The sequence below is a fragment of the Streptomyces sp. NPDC059895 genome (assembly GCF_042731035.1).
GTDB lineage: Bacteria > Actinomycetota > Actinomycetes > Streptomycetales > Streptomycetaceae > Streptomyces.
Genome location: NZ_JBHWKO010000010.1, coordinates 90,301 through 109,342 on the forward strand (window position 1 = coordinate 90,301; position 19,042 = coordinate 109,342).

At 71.2% G+C, this 19,042-nt stretch carries 11 protein-coding genes; 8 read left to right on the top strand and 3 right to left on the bottom strand.

Annotated elements, in window-relative coordinates:
• Positions 1-127: 127 nt before the first annotated feature.
• The gene (locus ACFV9M_RS14620) at positions 128-1,540 is read left to right on the top strand and encodes an amino acid permease (RefSeq protein ID WP_385065692.1); all 1,413 of its coding nucleotides are present in this window, start codon (positions 128-130) and stop codon (positions 1,538-1,540) included.
• Between the two features lie 9 nt (positions 1,541-1,549).
• On the opposite strand, the gene ACFV9M_RS14625 is transcribed toward ACFV9M_RS14620, so the two are convergent.
• Complete coding sequence (locus tag ACFV9M_RS14625) at positions 1,550-2,839, bottom strand: oxygenase MpaB family protein (RefSeq protein WP_385065690.1); 1,290 nt, start codon at positions 2,837-2,839, stop codon at positions 1,550-1,552.
• A 140-nt stretch (positions 2,840-2,979) separates the two neighbouring features.
• Here ACFV9M_RS14625 and ACFV9M_RS14630 point away from each other — a divergent pair, with 140 nt between their 5' ends.
• Positions 2,980-3,543: a TetR/AcrR family transcriptional regulator gene (locus tag ACFV9M_RS14630; RefSeq protein WP_385065688.1), complete on the top strand. Its 564-nt coding sequence runs from the start codon at positions 2,980-2,982 to the stop codon at positions 3,541-3,543.
• Between the two features lie 31 nt (positions 3,544-3,574).
• Here the strand turns inward: ACFV9M_RS14630 and ACFV9M_RS14635 are convergent, their stop codons facing one another.
• Positions 3,575-4,369: an MBL fold metallo-hydrolase gene (locus ACFV9M_RS14635; RefSeq protein ID WP_385065686.1), complete on the bottom strand. Its 795-nt coding sequence runs from the start codon at positions 4,367-4,369 to the stop codon at positions 3,575-3,577.
• Between the two features lie 443 nt (positions 4,370-4,812).
• On the opposite strand from ACFV9M_RS14635, the gene ACFV9M_RS14640 reads away from it, so the two are divergent.
• The 5 genes from ACFV9M_RS14640 to sbnA all read left to right on the top strand — a co-directional run bounded on the left by ACFV9M_RS14640 (position 4,813) and on the right by sbnA (position 14,063).
• Positions 4,813-7,386, top strand: coding sequence for a Pls/PosA family non-ribosomal peptide synthetase (locus ACFV9M_RS14640; protein WP_385065684.1), 2,574 nt, complete (start codon positions 4,813-4,815; stop codon positions 7,384-7,386).
• A 54-nt stretch (positions 7,387-7,440) separates the two neighbouring features.
• On the top strand, positions 7,441-10,728 hold the full coding sequence (locus tag ACFV9M_RS14645; protein ID WP_385065682.1) for an amino acid adenylation domain-containing protein: 3,288 nt from the start codon (positions 7,441-7,443) through the stop codon (positions 10,726-10,728).
• A gap of 43 nt (positions 10,729-10,771) precedes the next feature.
• Positions 10,772-11,779, top strand: a complete 1,008-nt coding sequence (locus tag ACFV9M_RS14650) for a TauD/TfdA family dioxygenase (protein WP_385065680.1) — start codon at positions 10,772-10,774, stop codon at positions 11,777-11,779.
• Positions 11,776-12,864, top strand: a complete 1,089-nt coding sequence (gene sbnB, locus ACFV9M_RS14655) for a 2,3-diaminopropionate biosynthesis protein SbnB (RefSeq protein ID WP_385065677.1) — start codon at positions 11,776-11,778, stop codon at positions 12,862-12,864. The genes ACFV9M_RS14650 and sbnB overlap by 4 nt, the downstream gene beginning before the upstream one ends.
• Before the next feature lie 131 nt (positions 12,865-12,995).
• On the top strand, positions 12,996-14,063 hold the full coding sequence (gene sbnA, locus ACFV9M_RS14660) for a 2,3-diaminopropionate biosynthesis protein SbnA (RefSeq protein ID WP_385065674.1): 1,068 nt from the start codon (positions 12,996-12,998) through the stop codon (positions 14,061-14,063).
• A gap of 10 nt (positions 14,064-14,073) precedes the next feature.
• Here sbnA and ACFV9M_RS14665 read toward each other — a convergent pair whose 3' ends face one another.
• Positions 14,074-17,316: a DEAD/DEAH box helicase gene (locus tag ACFV9M_RS14665; RefSeq protein ID WP_385065672.1), complete on the bottom strand. Its 3,243-nt coding sequence runs from the start codon at positions 17,314-17,316 to the stop codon at positions 14,074-14,076.
• Positions 17,317-17,887: 571 nt separating this feature from the next.
• On the opposite strand from ACFV9M_RS14665, the gene ACFV9M_RS14670 reads away from it, so the two are divergent.
• Positions 17,888-19,021 carry a peptidase M6 gene (locus ACFV9M_RS14670; protein ID WP_385065670.1) on the top strand — a complete coding sequence of 378 codons (1,134 nt, stop codon included), beginning with the start codon at positions 17,888-17,890 and terminating at the stop codon, positions 19,019-19,021.
• Positions 19,022-19,042 lie beyond the last annotated feature (21 nt).

Here is a 19,042-nt window from a genome sequence, read left to right on the forward strand (position 1 = left end):
GGTGTACTCGCCCCTGCGCGATCGCCGAAGCTTCGCGGGGTCCGTGCGTGGCGTCTTCCCCTGCGTCCGCCGCTGAGCCATCATGATCCGCCGTCAGCCTTTTGCTGATCACAAAGAGGTGAGGCACATGGCCAGGCTCCGTATGGGTGAGGGAATTCTCCGCCGCAAACCCATTGAGCACATCGAGGAGACGGAACTCGTCGAGGGCACGCAACTGGAACGGTCGCTCGGGCTGTGGCAGCTCACCGCGATCGGCGTGGGCGGCATCATCGGCGCGGGCATCTTCACCCTCGCGGGCACCGTGGCGAACGGTACCGCCGGGCCGGCCGTGCTCATCTCCTTCCTCATCGCCGGCGTCGCCAGCGCCGCGGCCGCGCTGTCGTACGCCGAGTTCGCGGGGCTCATCCCGAAGGCGGGCTCGGCGTACACGTACGGCTACGCGGTGCTGGGAGAGATCGTGGGCTGGTTCATCGGCTGGGACCTGCTGCTCGAATACACGGCCATCGTGGCGGTGGTGGCGATCGGCATCTCCGGCTACTTCAGCTTCCTCATCGGCGAGATGGGCGCCGACCTGCCGGATTGGATGCTCGGGGCGCCCGGTACCGGCGGCGGTCACCGCATCGACCTGTTCGCCGCGCTGCTGTGCCTGTTCATCGCCTACATGCTGAACCTCGGCATCAAGAGCGCGGCCCGCTTCGAGACCACGGTGGTCGTGCTGAAGGTGCTGGTCGTGCTGCTGGTCATCGGGGTCGGCGTCTTCTACATCAGCACCGACAACTACACGCCGTTCTTCCCCTTCGGCATCAGCGGGGCGTTCACCGGTGCGGCGACCGTGTTCTTCGCCGTGTTCGGCTACGACGCGATGTCGACGGCGGCCGAGGAGTCGAAGGACGCGCAGCGGCACATGCCGAAGGCGATCCTCTACTCGCTGGCGATCTCGATGGTGCTGTACGTGGCCGCCTGCCTGGTGCTCACGGGCATGCAGAACTACACGGACATCGACCCGGAGAGCGGGTTCTCGACGGCGTTCAAGTCGGTGGGGCTGAGCGGACTCGCGGATGTGATCGCGGTGGGTGCCATCATCGGCATCCTGACGGTCATGTTCACGTTCATGCTGGGGGTGACCCGGGTGTGGTTCGCGATGTCCCGCGACGGACTGCTGCCCGAGTGGTTCGCCAAGACGCACCCGACGCGCCATGTCCCGACCCGTGTCACCTGGATCGTCGGGTTCGCCTCGGCGGCCATCGCCGGCTTCCTGCCGATCGGCGAGGCGGCCGAGCTGACCAACATCGGCATCCTGCTGGCGTTCGTGGTGGTGTGCGCGGCGGTGATCGTGCTGCGGTACCGGCAGCCGGAGCTGCCGCGGACGTTCCGGACGCCGTGGATGCCCTTCGTGCCGGCGGTGGGCATCGTCTTCTCGATCTGGCTGATCACGTTCTTGCAGCCGCAGACCTGGCTGCGCTTCGCCGCGTGGTTCGCGCTGGGCCTCGTGATCTACTTCGGGTACTCGTACCGGCGGTCGGAACTGGCCCGCCGCTAGGTCCTGTCGTCACGTTCCCGTCGTCGTGCGAAGGGCCCCGACGTCCGGAGCCTGCTCGCCGAAGTAGCGCCGCAGATTCTTCCGGATGAACCGGTCGCCGCTGCGCAGCAGGTACGCGCGGCCCGCCGCGGTGCGGCCGAGGACGTGGTACCGCAGGAGGTTGGCGGCCAGCAGGGGCGGCACGGCCCAGGGCAGGGCGTCGGGCAGGCCCAGGTCCCGCGTGCCCCGGCGGCCGAGGAAGTAGCGCAGCATGCTCAGCAGCCGTGCCCGGGCATAGGCGCGGCGCACGCGGGCGAAGCGGGTGAAGTGCAGGGCGCCCTGGGCCTCCACGAGGGCGTTGGCCAGCGGCGGGCCGGCCGCACCGCCGTAGCTCTGGGTGAGCAGCAGGTGGTAGTTGAAGCGGTGTTGCAGCAGTTCGTGGTCGAAGAGCCAGTCGTCGTCCACGCCCATCAGGTGGCCCACGTACTTCCACAGGTGCATGAGGGCCCGCGACTCGGCGCGTGTGACACGGACCCCGAGGAGCCGGACTCCGAGCAGTTGGACCGCGTTGAACAGGCCGAGCGTGGCGGCCAGGTCGGACTGGTTGACCGGCAGTCCCCACCGGCCGGTGTCCCAGCGTCCGTTCCGCTCGGCCGCGTGGTTGACCAGGGCGTGCATGAGGCGGACGTGCACCGTGAGGCGGAAGCCCTGGCCGCCGCGGCGCATCGCGTCATGGCCGGTGACCGCGGTCGCCCACTGCTGGGTCTCGGCGATCCGGCGCAGCGCGGATCCACCGGTCAGGCCGCCGGTCTCGACGAGCAGGTTCGGCGGTCCGTCGAACCGGTAGGAGCCGATCAGCGCCAGCTGCAACATGACGTCGGCGGAGTTGCGGCCGAACCTGCGGGCCACCCGGCCGCCCTCGTTGACCAGGTCGAAGTCGACCCAGGCCGGTACGGCGTCGACGGCGGCGAAGAAGTCGCGCAGCGCCCGGGGCGCCGACGGCACCGCGTCGATCCCGTCGGCGAGGGCGCGCCGGAACTGCCGCATCGACACCCTCTCCGGATCCGCCGTGTCGGAGATCCTCAGGGCGCTCGCCAGCGCCGCTCCGATCTCGTCGCGCGCCATCAGCCGCTCGCCGATGGACGCCAACAGCCGCGGGTCCACGCGGCCTTGGCGCAGCAGCAGCATCCGCAGCGGCCTGCCGAGGCGACGGTTGAGGCGCTCGGTCTCGCGGAAGCGTCGCGGATACGGAGCCGGGGACGCCGTCACGTCACCCGGCCCGACGGGGGTCTCACGCTTCGCAGTCTCGTGTGCGACCATGTGTCGATGCTGACGGCTTCTCGTACTCGCGTTCAATTCGCGTTCTGACGCCCATGTCATCGCCCCGTCCCGGCGGGCGGCGCGCCACGGCCGCTCGCGTCTCGCCGCGCAGGACGCCGCGCCAGGAACGGTCCCGGGCGATGGTGGAGCGCATCCTCGACGCCGGCGGGCGGGTCCTGGCCGAGCACGGCTACGAGGGGGCGTCGACCAGCCGGATCGCGGCGGCGGCCGGTGTCAGTCCCGGCTCGCTGTACCAGTACTTCCCGCACAAGGACGCCATCGTCTCGGCGGTTCTGGAGCGTTACAGCGACGCGCTCGTCTCCCGCGTCACCGCCCGTATGTCCGGCCAGTTCGAGCAGTCCGCGCCCGTGGTCGTCCGCAGCACGCTCACCGCGCTGCTCGACGGGCTCGACGTGGAGCCGCCGTTCCTGCGTGCGGCGGTCGAGGACGGCCCCCGGCTCGACGACGGTCGCACGCTGCGGGCCTTCGAGCAGCGCATCGGTGAGCTGGTCCTCGCCTATCTGACGACACGGCGCCGGGGACTGCGCCCGGACACCCCCCTGGACACGGCGGTGTGGATGCTGGTGCGCACGGTCGAGCACCTCACCGTGCGCTATCTGCTCGACCGGCCGCCCATCCCGAGGGAGCAGTTCCTCGAGGAACTCACCCGCCTCGCTCTCGACTACCTCAAGCCGGCCTCGTGACGCCCGCTCGGGCCCGGTCGGGTGAGGACACTCAGATACTCACGGCTCCGCCCGGCTCGAGGGCGAGGGCTTCGTACGGCTCGGCGGCGGCCGCGTCGAGGAAACGGGACAGTTCGTCGGGCCGGGTGTCGTAGAAGCCGGTGATGTGGAATCCGTCGTAGTGGATCGGCACCGCGATCCTCGCTCCCAGCAGTCGCGCGGCCACGGCCGCGTGCTCGGCGTCGAGCGACGCCGGGTACGGGCTCGCCGGCTGACAGTGCGGGAAACACACGGTCGGTCCGTTGACGGGCGTCAGCACGGCGTCGAAGGGGCCGAACCGGTGGGCGGCGCGCCACCAGTAGCCGTGGAACATGCTGTCGCCCAGGTGGATGACGCGCTTCCCGCCGGCCTCGATCGCCCAGGACACCTGGGGGTCTCCGAGCGCGTCGACCGCCGGGACCGCCGCGACGGTGAACGGTCCGATCGTGGTGGTCTCCCACAGCCCCATCGCTTGACGGGGCAGCTTCCACCGGGTGAGTTCGCCGTCGGCCTGGAGCGTCCACAGGTTCTCGTGGTCGTCGCCGCCGTAGGGCCGGGGGTGCAGGACCTTGCCTCCGGGGCGCAGTGCCCGGGCGAGCGCGGCCGCGTCCGTGTGGTCTCGGTGCAGGTGTGTGCAGAGCCCTGCGAGCACGCTCCCCTGCGCGTGCGGGGGCGTGACCCTCGGCAGGGGGGCCGAGAGGGGGGTTCCCTCCAGGACGCCTTCGGGCCGGCCGAGCAGGTCGATGACCAGGCTCTCGCCCTGCGCTTCGAGTTCCACTCCGGCCCACCCGAGCCATCTGATCCGCATGCCCGCCCCCTTGGCGTACGATCGTTCGCTAAAAATTAGCACACGCTCGTTCGCCAAACACCCGGTGTGAGGCCATCCGTCGGTGATACCCGGGTCGGTTCCCCTCCCGGCCGGGCCGACGCCCCCCGTGCGCAGTAACCCGCGTCCGGTCCGCGGATCGCGCGCGAGGCGCCCGGAGAACGAGCCCACCGGCCCCGAGGGGCCCTCCCGCCCCGCCATGGCGATCGAGTCGAGTGGCACACCGCCGGTGGACGACGGATGCTGAAGCCGGTTCGGCGAGATCACGCACACGTGACCTCGCAGCGCCCGGGCTGCCGTGACCGCGCGGAGGACCGCACTCCGTACGCGGAAACCGGGCGCCGGTCGCACCAGCCGATGCCGATCAACATTCCCTCAAGGAGCTTGCATTGGTCGACAAATCCGCCAAGTCTCTCACGACGACCATGCCGAATGGACCCGCGGCCGCCACGCGCGGCACGGATGTCTCGGCGGCAGGCGGGCCCCTGCCGACGGACAGCGGCCCGTCGAGAGACGTGGAGAGGGAATTCGCCGACATTCTCGCCGGCGTCATATGCGTCGAGCGGGTGCCGTTCGAAAGCAATTTCTTCGAGGACCTCGGCGGCAATTCACTGGTGATGGCCCAATTCTGCGCACGGGTCAGGAAGCGCGCGGATCTGCCGTCCGTGTCGATGAAGGACGTCTACCGGCATCCGACGGTCCGCAGTCTGGCGACGGCGCTCGCCGCTACGGACGTCACCGCCGGAACCGGTTCCGCCGCGCCGCACGTCTGCGCGAGTCCGCCGGTCCCGACACCGTCCACGGCGGCTCCTCCGGCCGGCGCGGTGCAGTACGCCCTCTGCGGAACGCTGCAGTTCCTGCTTTTTCTGGCTTATTCGTTCATCGCCGCGCTGATCACCGCCCGCGGCTACGGGTGGGTGTCCGCCGGATCGGGTCTGCCCGAGCTCTACCTGAGGTCGGTCGCCTTCGGCGGCGCCGCCTTCGTCGGCATGTGCGCTTTCCCGATCGCGGCCAAGTGGATCCTGGTCGGCCGCTGGACCGCGCGCGAATTCCCGGTCTGGGGCCTGACCTACTTGCGCTTCTGGACCGTCAAGGTGCTGCTCCACGCCAACCCGATGGTCTTCTTCGTCGGCAATCCCCTGTACGTGCTGTACCTCCGGGCCCTCGGCGCACGGATCGGCGAAGGGGTCACGATCCTCTCCCGCTCGGTTCCGGTCTGCACCGACCTGCTCACGATCGGCGCCGGGACGGTGATCCGCAAGGAGTCGTTCTTCCTCTGCTACCGGGCGCACGCCGGCCGCATCCAGACGGGCCGGGTCACTCTGGGCCGGGACGTGTTCATCGGCGAGAAGACCGTGCTCGACATCGACACGTCCCTGGGCGACGGGGCGCAGCTCGGTCACACGTCCTCGCTCCACCGGGGCCAGGCGGTCCCGGACGGCCAGCGGTGGCACGGATCTCCGGCGCAGCCCGCGGAGGTCGACTACGTGCGGGTCCCGCCCGCCCGGTGCGGCACCCTGCGCCGGGCCGGCTTCACGCTCGCCACCGTGGTCCAGCTGTTCCTCCTCGCCGTGCCGCTGGCCGTCGGCGGACCGTACATGCTGCTGACCCGGGTTCCCGCGCTGAGCGACCGGCTGGGCCCGGGAGCGGCGGGGCTCGTGTCGCCGGAGCTCTATGCCGATGCGCTGATCGTCTCCTCGGTTCTCTTCTTCGGCTTCGTCGTCGTGGGCGTCGCCGTTCTGTTCGCCGTTCCACGTCTGATGAATCTGGTCATCGAACCGGACAGGGTGTATCCGCTGTACGGATTCCACTACTCGACGCACCGGGCGATCACACGCATCACCAATGTGAAGTTCTTCAAATGGCTGTTGGGTGACAGCTCCTACATCGTCCACTATCTGCGCGGCCTCGGGTACGACCTGTCCCGGGTGGAGCAGACCGGGTCGAACTTCGGCACGGAAGTGCAGCACGAGACCCCCTATCTGTGCTCCGTGGGAAGCGGCACGATGGTCGCTGACGGCCTGTCCATCGTCAACGCCGACTTCTCGAGTACGTCTTTCCGGGTGTCCCGGGCGTCGATCGGGCCTCACAACTTCCTCGGGAACAACATCGCCTATCCGGCCGGGGGCAGGACGGGCGACAACTGCCTCCTCGCGACGAAGGTGATGGTTCCGCTCGACGGCGAGGTACGCGAGGGCGTGGGTCTGCTCGGCTCACCGTGCTTCGAGATCCCCCGGTCGGTGGAGCGCGACTCCCGGTTCGACCACCTGCGGACCGGGGACGCGTTGCGTCGCAGCCTCGCCGCGAAGAACCGCTACAACATCCGGTCGATGGTGCTCTTCCTGCTCGTACGGTGGCTGTACTTCTTCGTGCTCACGGTGATCGCCCTCGCGGACGTCGAACTGTACGACTCATGGGGACATGTGTCGATCGCGGCGTTCCTTGTGTTCGGCCTGGTGTTCACTCCCCTCTACTTCGCCCTGGTGGAGCGTGCCATCGTGGCTTTCCGCGGGCTGCGACCGCGCTTGTGCTCCATCTACGAACCGTACTTCTGGTGGCACGAGCGGCTGTGGAAGGTGCCTGACCAGCACCTCCAGCTTCTCAACGGCACCCCTTTCAAGAACGTGCTCTGGCGCCTCCTGGGGGTGCGGCTCGGCAGCAGGGTCTTCGACGACGGCTGCTACATCACGGAGCGGCAGCTCACCACCATCGGCAACGGCTGCACCCTCAACGTGGGGAGCAAGGTCCAGTGCCACTCGCAGGAGGACGGCACGTTCAAGTCCGATCGCAGCACGATCGGCGACGGAGCCACCCTCGGTGTCGGCACCCACGTCCACTACGGCGTGACGATGGGCGACGGCGCGGTGCTCGCGCCCGACTCCTTCCTGATGAAGGGGGAGGAAGTCCCCCGGCACGCGCGGTGGGGCGGAAACCCCGCCACGGAGACGAGGGACGCCCCCGGTCCGCCGGAAGCGACGAGGGCAGTGCGGCTGCCCTGACCGGCGGCGACAGCGACGACACGACGGCCTTGGCGAGTGGAGAGGGACTGATCGATGGCAACGCGAGCAGAGGCGGACCGGGAGTTCTGGCGCGGTGTGCTCACCGCCGGCGGACCCACCACGATCCCGCGGTGGACGCTCCGTCCGAGGGCGGGCGTCGCCGAGCACGAGACCACGGTCCCGGGTGACGTCATGGAGGCCGTGCGCCGGTCGGCGAAGGCCCTCGCGATGCCGCTGGACTCCGTGCTGCTGGCCGCGCACGCCAAGGTCGTCGCCGCGCTGTCCGGCGAGCGGGAGGTCACGACCGGCTACGTGCCCGCGCAGGGCGGCCCGTCGTTGCCCTGCCGGCTGACGACCGCACCGCGGTCCTGGCGGGCGCTGCTGGTGGAGACCCATCGTGTCGCGTCGGAGGTGCTGTCCCGTCAGGACTTCCCGGTCGACGACCTCGGACGCGAGCTGGGTCTGGCCGAACCGCCGTTCGAGACCGTCCTCGATCCGCACGCGGCCCGCGGTCCCCGTCCGGCCGGCGCCGGCGGCGGTCTCGACGCGGACACCGTCCTCCGGGTGGACTTCTCGGAGCACGGCGGCCGGTCCGTGCTGCGACTGCGGTACCGGACCGACGTACTCGACGCGGACGGCGCGGCCAGGATCGCCGGATACCACCTCACCGCGCTCGCGCTCATCGCCGCGGATCCGGAAGCCGAGCACGCGCGGCAGAGCCTGCTGTCCGCCGAGGAGCTCCGGTTCCAGCTCGAAGGGCTGTCCGGACCGCGCCGTACCCTGCCCGACGCCCGGATGCACGAGGTGTTCGAGCAGCGGGTGAGGGACCGTCCGGACGCCGTCGCCGCCGTGCACGGCGACCGGCAGTGGACCTACCGGGAACTCAACGCACGTGCCAACCGGCTGGGGCGAGCCCTGCTGGCCCGCGGGCTGCGGCGCGAAGGCGTCGTCGCGGTGGTGACCGGGAGGAACCTGGACTGGATGGCCGCCGTTCTCGCGGTGTTCAAGGCCGGAGGCGTGTACCTGCCCGTCGAGCCGCGCTTCCCGGCCGACCGCATCGCGGCCATGCTCGCGCGCGCCGGGTGCGAGCTGGTGCTCACCGAACCCACCGGCACCGACTCCCTCGACCAAGCCCTGGACTCGCTGCCCGGGGTGCGCAAGCTCGTCATCGGCACGGCGTACGACGAGGGCCACGCCGACGACGACCTGGGCGTCGCCGTCACCGCGGACCAGCTCGCCTACGTCTACTTCACCTCCGGCTCCACGGGGGAGCCCAAGGGCGCGATGTGCGAGCACGCGGGCATGCTCAACCACCTCTACGCCAAGATCGACGACCTGCGGATCGGCGAGGGCCAGGTGGTCGCCCAGACCGCGCCCCAGTGCTTCGACATCTCGCTGTGGCAGCTGGTGTCCGCGCTCCTGGTCGGTGGCCGGACCCTGCTGGTCGAGCAGGAGGTGATCCTGGACGTCCAGAGGTTCGTCGACCGGATCGCCCGCGGCCGGGTCGCCGTGCTCCAGGTCGTGCCGTCGTACCTCGAAGTCGTCCTGGCCTACCTGGAGCAGCACCCGCGTGAGCTGCCCGACCTGCGGTGCGTGTCCGTCACCGGTGAGGCGTTGAAGAAGGAGCTCACGCAGCGCTGGTTCGCGGCCGAGCCCGGCATCGAGCTGGTCAACGCGTACGGCCTGACCGAGACCTCCGACGACACCAACCACGAGGTCATGGACCGGGTGCCGGACCGCGAACGGGTGCCGCTCGGCCGTCCCGTCAACAACGTGCACGTCTACGTCGTCGACGAGCATCTGGCGCCGGTGCCGCTCGGCGCGCCCGGCGAGATCGTCTTCTCCGGCGTGTGCGTCGGCCGCGGATACGTCAACGACCCGGACCGTACCGGACAGGCCTTCCTGCCCGATCCGCACCGCGAGGGAGCCCGGCTGTACCGCAGCGGCGACCACGGCCGCTGGCTGCCCGAGGGCAAGCTGGAGTTCCTCGGACGCCGTGACACCCAGGTCAAGATCCGTGGCTTCAGGATCGAGATCGGGGAGATCGAGAACACCCTGCTGCGGCTGCCCGGTGTCCGCGACGGTGCGGTGGTGGTCGTCGAGGGGCCCGACGGGGGCAAGCGCCTGGTGGCCTTCTGCACCGGCCCGCGGCCGCGCCCCGTGGAGGAGCTGCGGGAGCGGCTGAGCGCCTCGCTGCCGCCGTACATGGTGCCGTCGGCGTTCCACTGGCGGGAGCGGCTGCCGCTGACCGCGAACGGCAAGACCGACAAGAGGGCACTGGCGGCGCTCGCCGCGGAACCCGACGCCGTCGAGGACCTGCAGGAAAACCACCGGGCGCCGGGGACGCCGACCGAGCGGCGGCTGGCGGCCGCCTGGGCGGACGTGCTCGGCATCCCGCAGGCACAGATCGGTCGGCGGGACCACTTCTTCGACCGGGGCGGCACGTCGCTGTCGGCCGTGAAGCTGGCGATCACCCTGGACCGCGCGGTGTCGCTCAAGGACGTGACCCGCCATCCGGTCCTCGCCGATCTGGCCGCGCTGGTCGACGGCAGGTCCGATCGGCGTTCCGGACTGCTCCAGTCCCTGTACGAGCCGGAGGGCACGCCGACCGGTGTCCTGGTGTGCTTCCCCTACGCGGGCGGCAACGCGGTGAACTTCCAGCCGATGGCCAGGGCGCTGCGGGGCAGTGGCATCGCGCTCCACGCCGTCGAGCTGCCCGGTCATGACGTGGCCGCCGAGAGCGAGCCCTTCGCGCCGATCGCGGACGTCGTCGCCCAGGTCGTCGCCGAGATCACCGACCGCGGCCTGTCCGACGTCCTGCTGTGGGGTCACTCCTCCGGCGCGGCCCTCGCCGTGGAGACCGCCAGGCAGCTTCAGGAGCGCGGGCTGGACGTCCGACGGGTGTTCGTCGCCGCCCAGTCGCTCGGCGACACCGCCGGGCCACGCGACGCGGTCACCGAGCTGAGCGCGCGGAGCGACGCCGAGATCGCCGCGGGGCTGAGCACGGACGGCGGCTGCACCCGGCTCCACGAGCTGGACGCGGAGCGCGCCGGACATGTCGGTGCCGCCTACCGGCACGACTTCGTGTCGGCCCACCGCTACTTCGCCGACCTCCTCGACACTCCCCCGACGGTGAGGCTGTCCGCGCCGCTCACCGTGGTCGTCGCCGCCGACGACCCGATCACCGCCGGCCACCCGGGTCGCCACCGCGACTGGGAGCTCCTCGCCACCCGTGTCGACCTGCACGAACTCGACGAGGGCGGCCACTACTTCCTGCGCACCCGGCCGGCCGAGGCGGCACAGGTCGTCCTGCGCGCCACCGCACTGCTCCCTTCTCCCTGAGCGGTACACGGCCGCACTTCACGCACCTCGAAAGGAGATCGAGATGTCCCCCTCATCACCGGCGGCGCCGCCGGACGACGTCGAGTTCACCCCCGGCCGGCCTCCGGTACTGCGGGCCGCCGCCCCCGGCGACGCGCCGGGGTGGGCGGCCGAGCACCGGGAGGCGCTGCGTGCCGTCGTCGCCGAGCACGGCTGCGTCCTGGTCCGCGGCCTCGGGCTGCGCGACGTGTCCGGGGCCCGCGCCGTCTTCGAGCGGCTGAGCACCGGGCTGATGGCCGAGAAGGAGGCCTTCGCGCCCCGGCGGGTCTACGCGGACGGCGTGTACTCCTCGGCGCAGTGGCCGCCGAACCAGCCGATGTGCATGCACCACGAGCTGAGCTACACGCTCGAGGTCCCCGGCCTGATGCTGTTCGCCTGCCTCACCGCGCCCGACGCGGGCGGGGCGACCGGAGTGGCCGACGCGGCGGCCGTGCTGGAGCAGTTGCCCACCGAGCTGACCGACCGCTTCGAGCGGGAGGGCTGGCTGCTCACCCGCAGCTACAACGACGAGATCGGATCGTCCGTCGGCGAGGCGTTCGGCACCGACGACCGGAACGCCGTCGAACGGTACTGCCGCGCCAACGCGATCGAGTACGACTGGCGGCCCGACGGGACGTTGCGCACGAGGCAGCGCCGCGGCGCCGTGACGCGCCATCCGGTCACCGGCCGGCGCTGCTGGTTCAACCAGATCGCCTTCCTCAACGAGTGGACGCTGGCCCCCGAGGTCCGCGAGTACCTCGTCGACGTCTACGGCGCCGACGGGCTGCCCTTCAACACCCGTTTCGGAGGCGGCGACCCGATCGGCGAGGACGTGGTGCAGCTGCTCAACAAGGTGTACGAGGCCAACACCGCACGCGAGCCGTGGCAGCCCGGCGACCTGATGCTCGTCGACAACATCCGCACCGCGCACAGCCGGGAGCCCTACGAGGGGCCGCGCGACGTGCTCGTCGCGATGGCCGACCCGGTACGACCGTCCGTGTCCTCGCCGACCTTCGAGGTGACAGCCCGATGACCAGCAGCCGCCCGACGACCACCGTCCCCGCCGACGTGACGGCGTCCCCGACGGCCGAGCCGCATCCCGTGCCCCCCTTCGCGGTGATCTCCGGCGCCCAGGTCCAGCAGGTGCTGGCGGGGCGCGAGAAGCAGATCGTCGAGTTGGTCGGGGCCACCTACCGGCTGCACGGCGCCGGCGACTCGGTGAACCCGCCGTCGTACTTCCTGCGGTTCCCCGACCGCCCGTCCTCCCGGATCATCGCCCTGCCGGCGTCGATCGGCGGACCCGTGCGGGTGGACGGACTGAAGTGGATCTCCAGCTTCCCGGAGAACGTACGGGCCGGGATCCCGAGGGCGTCCGCCGTGCTGATCCTCAACGACCGGGACACCGGCTACCCGTTCGCCTGCCTGGAGAGTTCCGTCATCAGCGCCACCCGCACGGCCGCGTCGGCCGCCCTGGCCGCCGACCGGCTCAGCCGGGGGCGGACCCGGCCCACCCGCGTCGGGTTCTTCGGCACCGGCCTGATCGCCCGCTACATCCACACGTTCCTGGCCGGGAGCGGCTGGTCGTTCGACGAGATCGGCGTGCACGACCTGGCCGCCGACAGCGCGGCGGGGTTCCGCCGCTACCTCGAACAGTCGGGCACCACGGGCCGGATCACGGTGCACGACGGCGCCGAGGAGCTGATCCGCGGCAGCGACCTGGTGGTGTTCGCCACCGTCGCCGGTGAGCCGCACGTCAGCGACCCCACGTGGTTCTCGCACGATCCCCTGGTGCTGCACGTGTCCCTGCGCGACCTCGCCCCGGAGATCATCCTCGCCTCCACCAACATCGTCGACGACGTCGAGCACTGTCTGCAGGCCGACACCTCGCCTCATCTGGCCGAACAGCTCACGGGCAACCGGGACTTCCTCCAGGGCACCTTGGACGACGTGATGGCCGGGCGGGTGACGGTGCCGGCGGGCCGGCCGGTGGTGTTCTCGCCCTTCGGCCTCGGGGTGCTCGACCTCGCGGTCGGCAAGTACGTCTACGACGAGGTGGTCCGCTCCGGAGAACTGCACGTCGTCGACGGCTTCTTCCACGAACTGCGGCGGCACGGATGACCGTCCCGGAGCGCCTCGGCCCCGGCGTCCGCCGGCCCGGCGCCGTACACGACGAGGAACCGGAGGCATGACTCCCCCCACGACCGGAGGGACGTTCCGCAAGTCCTGCTGCAGCTGAGGAGGAGGCCGTCGTGCCCGTCATATCGACTCCCCATGCCTTCAACGAACCACAACTCTATGTCGATCTCCAGTCCATCTTCGGGCGCTCCCTGTTCCTGAAGTGCGAGGGCTTCAACTTCGCCGGCTCGATCAAGCTGAAGGCCGCGGCCGAGATGGTCGAGACCGCCGAGCGGGAGGGAGTCATCAAACCGGAGTCGATCCTGGTCGAGTCCTCGTCCGGCAACCTCGGCGTGGCCCTGAGCATGATCGCCGCGAGCAAGGGCTACCAGTTCCTGTGCGTGACGGACTCCCGGTGCAACCTGTCGACCAGACTCCTGATGGAGGCCTTGGGCAGCCGGGTGCACACCATCACCGACCTGGACGCCAACGGCGGCTTCCTGGGCGCGCGGATCGACTACGTCCAGGCACTGAGCGATTCCGACGACCGGTACGTATGGCTCAGCCAGTACACCAACCCGAGCAACTGGAAGGCCCACTACCACAGGACGGCGCCGGAGATCGCGCAGTCCTTCCCGCGCCTGGACGTCCTGTTCGTCGGCGTCGGCACCACCGGGACCCTGATGGGCTGCGCGCGCTACTTCCGCGAGTGGCGCCGTCCGGTGCGGATCGTCGCGGTGGACGCCGCCGGCTCGGTGATCTTCGGTGGTGCGCCGGGCCGCCGTATGATCCCCGGCCTCGGTATGAGCATGCGTCCGCCGCTGCTCGACGAGTCCTACGTGGACGAGGTGGTGCACGTCGAGGAGACGGACACCATCCGCGCCTGCCATCGTCTGGCCAGGAACGGATTCCTGTTCGGCGGCTCCACCGGGACGGTCGTCAGCGGCGCGATGCGGTGGCTGGCCGACCACGACGCGCAGGACCTCACAGCGGTGGCCATCGCCCCGGACCTCGGCGAGCGCTACCTCGACACCATCTACCAGTCCAACTGGCTTCAGCATCTCTACGGCGAGGACGTACTCGCCGTGGACGAGACGGATGCCGGTTCCTGGGCGGCGGGCCCGGTGCCCACGCGTCACGCGAGCCGCTCACCGCGGCAGCCGCAGACCGGCGACGGCGGCGAACAGGACCGTGAGGCGTAGGCACGTCACGTCACCCGCCCGCCCCGATGGCGTTGTAGGCGGACAGCCAGCCGATACCGAGGTGGTCGCCCCGGGTGAACACCGCTCCCCCGCGGTGGTGTCCGCGGGTGTGCGGGCCGGAGCCGGGAAGGGGGTACGGAAGGTCGGCGACAGTGCCGTCGCCGGTGAGGCGGACCACCGCCGTGTCGGTCCACAGGTGGACCGTGGTGCCGCGGGGCGCGCGGACGCGGATGCCGTCGGGGCGATCGTCGAGTTCGATGCCGGTGGTGCGGGTGGCTAGCAGCGCGCGGTAGTCGTCGGGAGAAAGACGGCACGTGCCGGGGGGTGTGCTGCCGGGCCAGTCGGGGGCGTCGATGCCGCGGTGCCGGGCGGCGCGCCACATGGTGGGGACGAGGTGCCGGGCGTGGGCCGGGGTGGCCATGCGTTCGCACATCCACAGCAGGCGGCCGGATCCGCGGCGGGGGCCCAGGGTGCGCCAGCGGATGCGCTGGGCGAGGTCGGCGGCGACGACGGCCACCCAGGGGTGGACGGTGCCGAGGTGGCCCTGGGCGGCGAGCCAGGCGAGGTAGCGGCGGGCTTCGTCGAGGATCTGGGCCATGGAGTCGACGGGGATGCCCAGGACGTAGCTGCCGCGGGTGCGGAAGGCTTTGGGGCTGTTGGCCACCAGGAGCAGGACGGCACGGGCGAGATCGCCGGCCGCGGGCTTGTCCTCCTCGTCCTCCGGGGTGAGCGGGGCGTCGGGCGCGTCGGTGTGTCCGTCGGTGTGTCCATCGGTGCGCAGGACCTGGCGGAGGGCGGCTTTGGCGCGTTCGGTGAACGGGGCCTGTTCGAGGACGGGCAGGCGGGTGCTGAGCAGGGTGATGAGGGTGTTCTCGGCGCCATCGGGGTCGCCGGGGGCGGGGAGCGTCCGCAAGGCGTCGGTGAGGGTGGTGGCGGTGTCGGCTTCGACCATGAAGCGGCTGGTGAGTTTGCCGGCCTCGGTGATGGTCAGCCGGTCGTCGCCGCCGGCGTCGGGGGTGCGGCGGAGGTATCCGGCGTCGTGGAGGAAGTCGAGGGCGTCGTGGAGGGGGTCGAGGTGGTGGTGTCCCTGGTGGTGGGCGAAGGTCTTGGTCCACCACGTCTCGGCCTGGTCCAGGTCGGCCAGCCGCCCCTGGACGGCCTCGGCGAGGACGTGGTCGGGCAGGTGGTCCCGGATGCGTGAGGTGACGGTGTATCCGGCGGCGAGGCGGGCCTGCCATTCGGCTCGTTGGGCGGGCCCGGTCAGCAGGTAGGCGAAGCCCTCGCGTTCACCAGCCCCGACACGGCCGGCCCGGCCGAACATCTGCTGGACCATGGAGACCTCGATGCGGTCCATGCCGACCTGGGTGTCGCGGACGACGACGGCCCGGGCGGGGAGGTTGACACCGGCCGCGACGGTGGAGGTGGCGACCAGGATGTCGGCCTCACGGGCGCGGAAGGCTTGTTCGGCCTCGCGTTTGTAGGGCCAGTCGCGGTAGTGGAGGCGTACGCCGGCGCGGGTGCACAGGCGCTCGACGAGTTCGCTGTCGTCGGCGTCGGCGCCCTTGGTCGGCACGCCGCGGTCGGCGGCCAGGGCGAGGGCGGTGGCACGCACACCGCGTTTGCTGCCGCAGAAGACCAGCACGCTGCCGTCGGTCTCGGCGAAGGCCCGCGCGAGACGTACGGCGTGCGCGGTGCGGGTCCGGGCGCGGGTGTTCCAGTCCGGGTCGTCGGCCGCGTCGGGCAGTACGGGCAGTTGCCAGGTCAGGCGGGTGGGGCGCCAGGGCGAGCGGACGAGGCGGGCGCCGAGCCAGTCGGCGACCTGATCGGCGTTGGCGACCGTGGCGGACAGACCGACGATCCGGACCTGGGTGCTGTCCTCCCGGACCCGGGCGAGGAGTGCTTCGAGGACGGGGCCGCGCGTGGGGTCGCCCAGCAGGTGGATCTCGTCGACGATCAGGCAGCCCACCCCGGCCAGCGCGGCCCGCAGGGAGCCGGTGCGGCTGATCGCCTCGAACTTCTCGGTGGTCGCCACCCACAGGTCCGCGGTGCGGATGAGTTCGGCGTCGACGGCGTACTCGCCGGTCAGGCGGACGACGGTGCGGCCGGCGCGGCGCCAGGTCTCCAGATCGCGGTCGAGTTCGTCGGTCAGGGAGCGCTGGGGTACCAGCCAGGCCGCTTTGCGGCCGCGGGCATGGGTTCGGAGGGCCGCGACCATGCCGATGGCGGTCTTGCCGGCGCCGGTGGGAGCGACGACGACGGTGTGCCGGTCGTCCTCCAGCAGGGCGGGGACGGCGGCGGCCTGGACGGGGTTGAAGGTGGGGTGCGGCAGCAGTCGCGGCCAGTCCGCGGGGACCAGGTCGGCAACGGGCACGTAGGGGGCCGCCTCGTTCGACGGCAGGTCGGCCAGGGCGTCCCACTGCGCGGCGAAGGCGTCCCGGGCGGCATGGGCGGCCGGGCCCGCCGCCGGCGCGCCCTCGCCCGCGAGGGGGCGGACGGTCAGGTCGGTGGGACTGCCCAGGTCGCCGACCGTGCTGATCTGCTCGGCCTCCACCCAGTGCCCGGCGCGGCGGACCTGGCCACCGTGGTCGGTGAGGAAGGCGCGCAGCGCGTCGAAGTCCGGTTCCACGGGGGTGATGACGCGGATGTCCTCGGCCGCGGCCAGGGCTTGCTCGGACGGCCGCCATCCGGGGTCGGTCACCTTGCACCACAACAGGGCACGCTTCTCGGTCTCCGCGGGCAGGGGGAGATCCGGCGGCCAGACGGGCGCGGGCCGACCGGTGGGGGGTGTGCCGGGCGGGACGGGTCCGGTCGCGGTCACGGTCACACCGGGGCCGGACGGGCAGGGGCCCAGGAGAAGGCCCGCCGCCGGCCCCGGGGGTACGGCCGGGGTGGAGGGGGCGCGCCTCGGTGGCGGGGGCGTCGCCGGAGGGCTCGCGGCGGTGCGGGCCCCGGGTAGGGCTGTCAGCTTGTCGTACGTCTTCACGCCCAGGTCGGCGAGGGTGTACGCGTGCGGGCAGGCCGGACAGACCACGGCGACATAGCGGTACTGACGCCCCGCCGACTCGTACGGGCGGCGCAGCGAGTGCAGCGGTGTCTCGCAGGCGGGGCACGGGCGGAGCACCTGTTCCTGGTAGGACCAGCCCGGTTCCCGGAAGCGGGCCAGGACGTCCGTCTCGTCGAGGACGGTCCCCCAGCGTTGCCGGACAAGCTCCCCGACCGTCACCTGGGCCGTCTGATCCTTGGTCTCTCGCACGACCCCAACCCTGCCAGCCCGCCCCACCGACATTCCACCGGCAATGACGAAGCCGCCCGGGCGACCAAGAGTTTCTCCCGTGACATGGAGGGTGGGGGCCGCGCGACGCGTTTCCCGTCCGAGGTGGGAGTGTCGACGCGGTCCGCAGGCGCGAGGGCGCCGTCGGCTGCCTGACCGCCTTCGTCACGGTGGGCACGGCAGTGGTGATGTCCCATCAGCACCGGGCTGCGGCCCACGCTCCACGTCAGGCTTCGGCTACGTCTGGCCGGAGCCCCGCCGCTCCGTGGCCCCGGCCGGCGCCCCGGACCCGGCTCCGGGCGCGACTGCGGTGGGGGCACAATCGCGACATAGTCGCACATACTCGCTACCGGCCCTCCGTACGGGCGAGCTTCGTCTCTCGTCAGGGCGCGGCGCGGTCACCTTGGGCAGGCTGGAGCTCAACCGCCGTACCACCTGCCGGAGATCGCGGCCGGCCCGCGCCCGGCATCCCCCACTTCAGAACAGGTACGCCATGTGCTTCTCGGTCCGCCGCATGCGGCGCCCGCTCCCCTTGTCCGTCCTCAGCGTCCTCATGACTCTGCTCGTTCTGGCCGCCGTTCCCGCCGAGCGCGCCCATGGTGTCAACGGGAGCACCTCGCCGTGTGCGCTGCGGGGACAGGGGACCACGCTCGACGAGGGCCAGAACACCGACTACACCCGGTATCTGAATCCCCTGGGCACCAAGAACATCGGCGTGGTGTACGTGGACTTCCCCGACACGGCCGGCGCGGGCGATGTCGCGGACTACTACAACCTCCTGTCCCCGGCCGCCGACTGGGTGTGGGACGCCTCGTACGGTAAGACCTGGCTGAGCATGCGAACGGCGTTGAACCGGTGGGTGCGGATGCCGTCCGCCTCCAGCGCCTACGGATTCCCCGTCCCCACCTACCAGCAGCACTCCCGGTACGTGACCGACGCGCTGCGGGCCGCGGCCGACGCCGGTGCCGACCTGTCCGGGTACGACATGTTCTACATCGTCTCGACCGCCCACTCCCAGGTCTCCCGTTCCACCGCATGGTTCTGGACCCCCACCGCTCCGATCGTCGTCAACGGCACGACGATCCGCTGGGCGGTGACGTTCGGCACGGACATGTGGCACTGGGGTCACAAGGTGGCCGCCCACGAGACCGCGCACGCCTTCGGAGCGCCCGATCTGTACGCCTTCAGCGGCGATGCCTACCGGTTCACCGGCGGCTGGGACCTCATGGGCCACCTGGCCGGCCGGGGACCGCAGTACTTCGGCTGGACCTCATGGAAGTTCGGCTGGACCGGGGACGACCAGGTCGTGTGCGTGTGGCAGCCCAGAACCCAGAACACCGCCACCTTGAACGGTGTGGAGTACACCGGCGGCACCAAGTTGCTGGTGGTCCGGACCAGCCCCACCACCGCCTATGTCGCCGAGGCGCGCAGGCATGCCTACAACGACTCCGCCGCCTGCTCCTCCGGCGTGGTCATCTACAGGGTCGACACCTCACTGGCGAACGGCCAGGGACCGATCCGGGTGGTGCCCAACCCGAACGCCGCGGTGCCGCCGGCAGGCTGCGGCACACTGGACATGGCCACCTGGCAGCCCGGCCAGACCTTCTACGACCGCGTCACCGGCGTCCAGTTCACCGTCCGGTCCGCGGACGCCCACAACAGTGCGGTGAACGCCATCAAGTGGTGAGCCGCGTCGCGCGCGGCCAGG

What these genes read in the sequence shown, in the direction of transcription:
- ACFV9M_RS14670 (WP_385065670.1), top strand. Translation starts at nt 17,888, where the DNA reads ATGACTCTGCTCGTTCTGGCCGCCGTTCCCGCCGAGCGCGCCCATGGT.
- sbnB (WP_385065677.1), top strand. Translation starts at nt 11,776, where the DNA reads ATGACCAGCAGCCGCCCGACGACCACCGTCCCCGCCGACGTGACGGCG.
- ACFV9M_RS14630 (WP_385065688.1), top strand. Translation starts at nt 2,980, where the DNA reads ATGGTGGAGCGCATCCTCGACGCCGGCGGGCGGGTCCTGGCCGAGCAC.
- ACFV9M_RS14625 (WP_385065690.1), bottom strand. Translation starts at nt 2,839, where the DNA reads ATGGTCGCACACGAGACTGCGAAGCGTGAGACCCCCGTCGGGCCGGGT.
- ACFV9M_RS14645 (WP_385065682.1), top strand. Translation starts at nt 7,441, where the DNA reads ATGGCAACGCGAGCAGAGGCGGACCGGGAGTTCTGGCGCGGTGTGCTC.
- ACFV9M_RS14640 (WP_385065684.1), top strand. Translation starts at nt 4,813, where the DNA reads ATGCCGAATGGACCCGCGGCCGCCACGCGCGGCACGGATGTCTCGGCG.
- ACFV9M_RS14635 (WP_385065686.1), bottom strand. Translation starts at nt 4,369, where the DNA reads ATGCGGATCAGATGGCTCGGGTGGGCCGGAGTGGAACTCGAAGCGCAG.
- ACFV9M_RS14620 (WP_385065692.1), top strand. Translation starts at nt 128, where the DNA reads ATGGCCAGGCTCCGTATGGGTGAGGGAATTCTCCGCCGCAAACCCATT.
- ACFV9M_RS14650 (WP_385065680.1), top strand. Translation starts at nt 10,772, where the DNA reads ATGTCCCCCTCATCACCGGCGGCGCCGCCGGACGACGTCGAGTTCACC.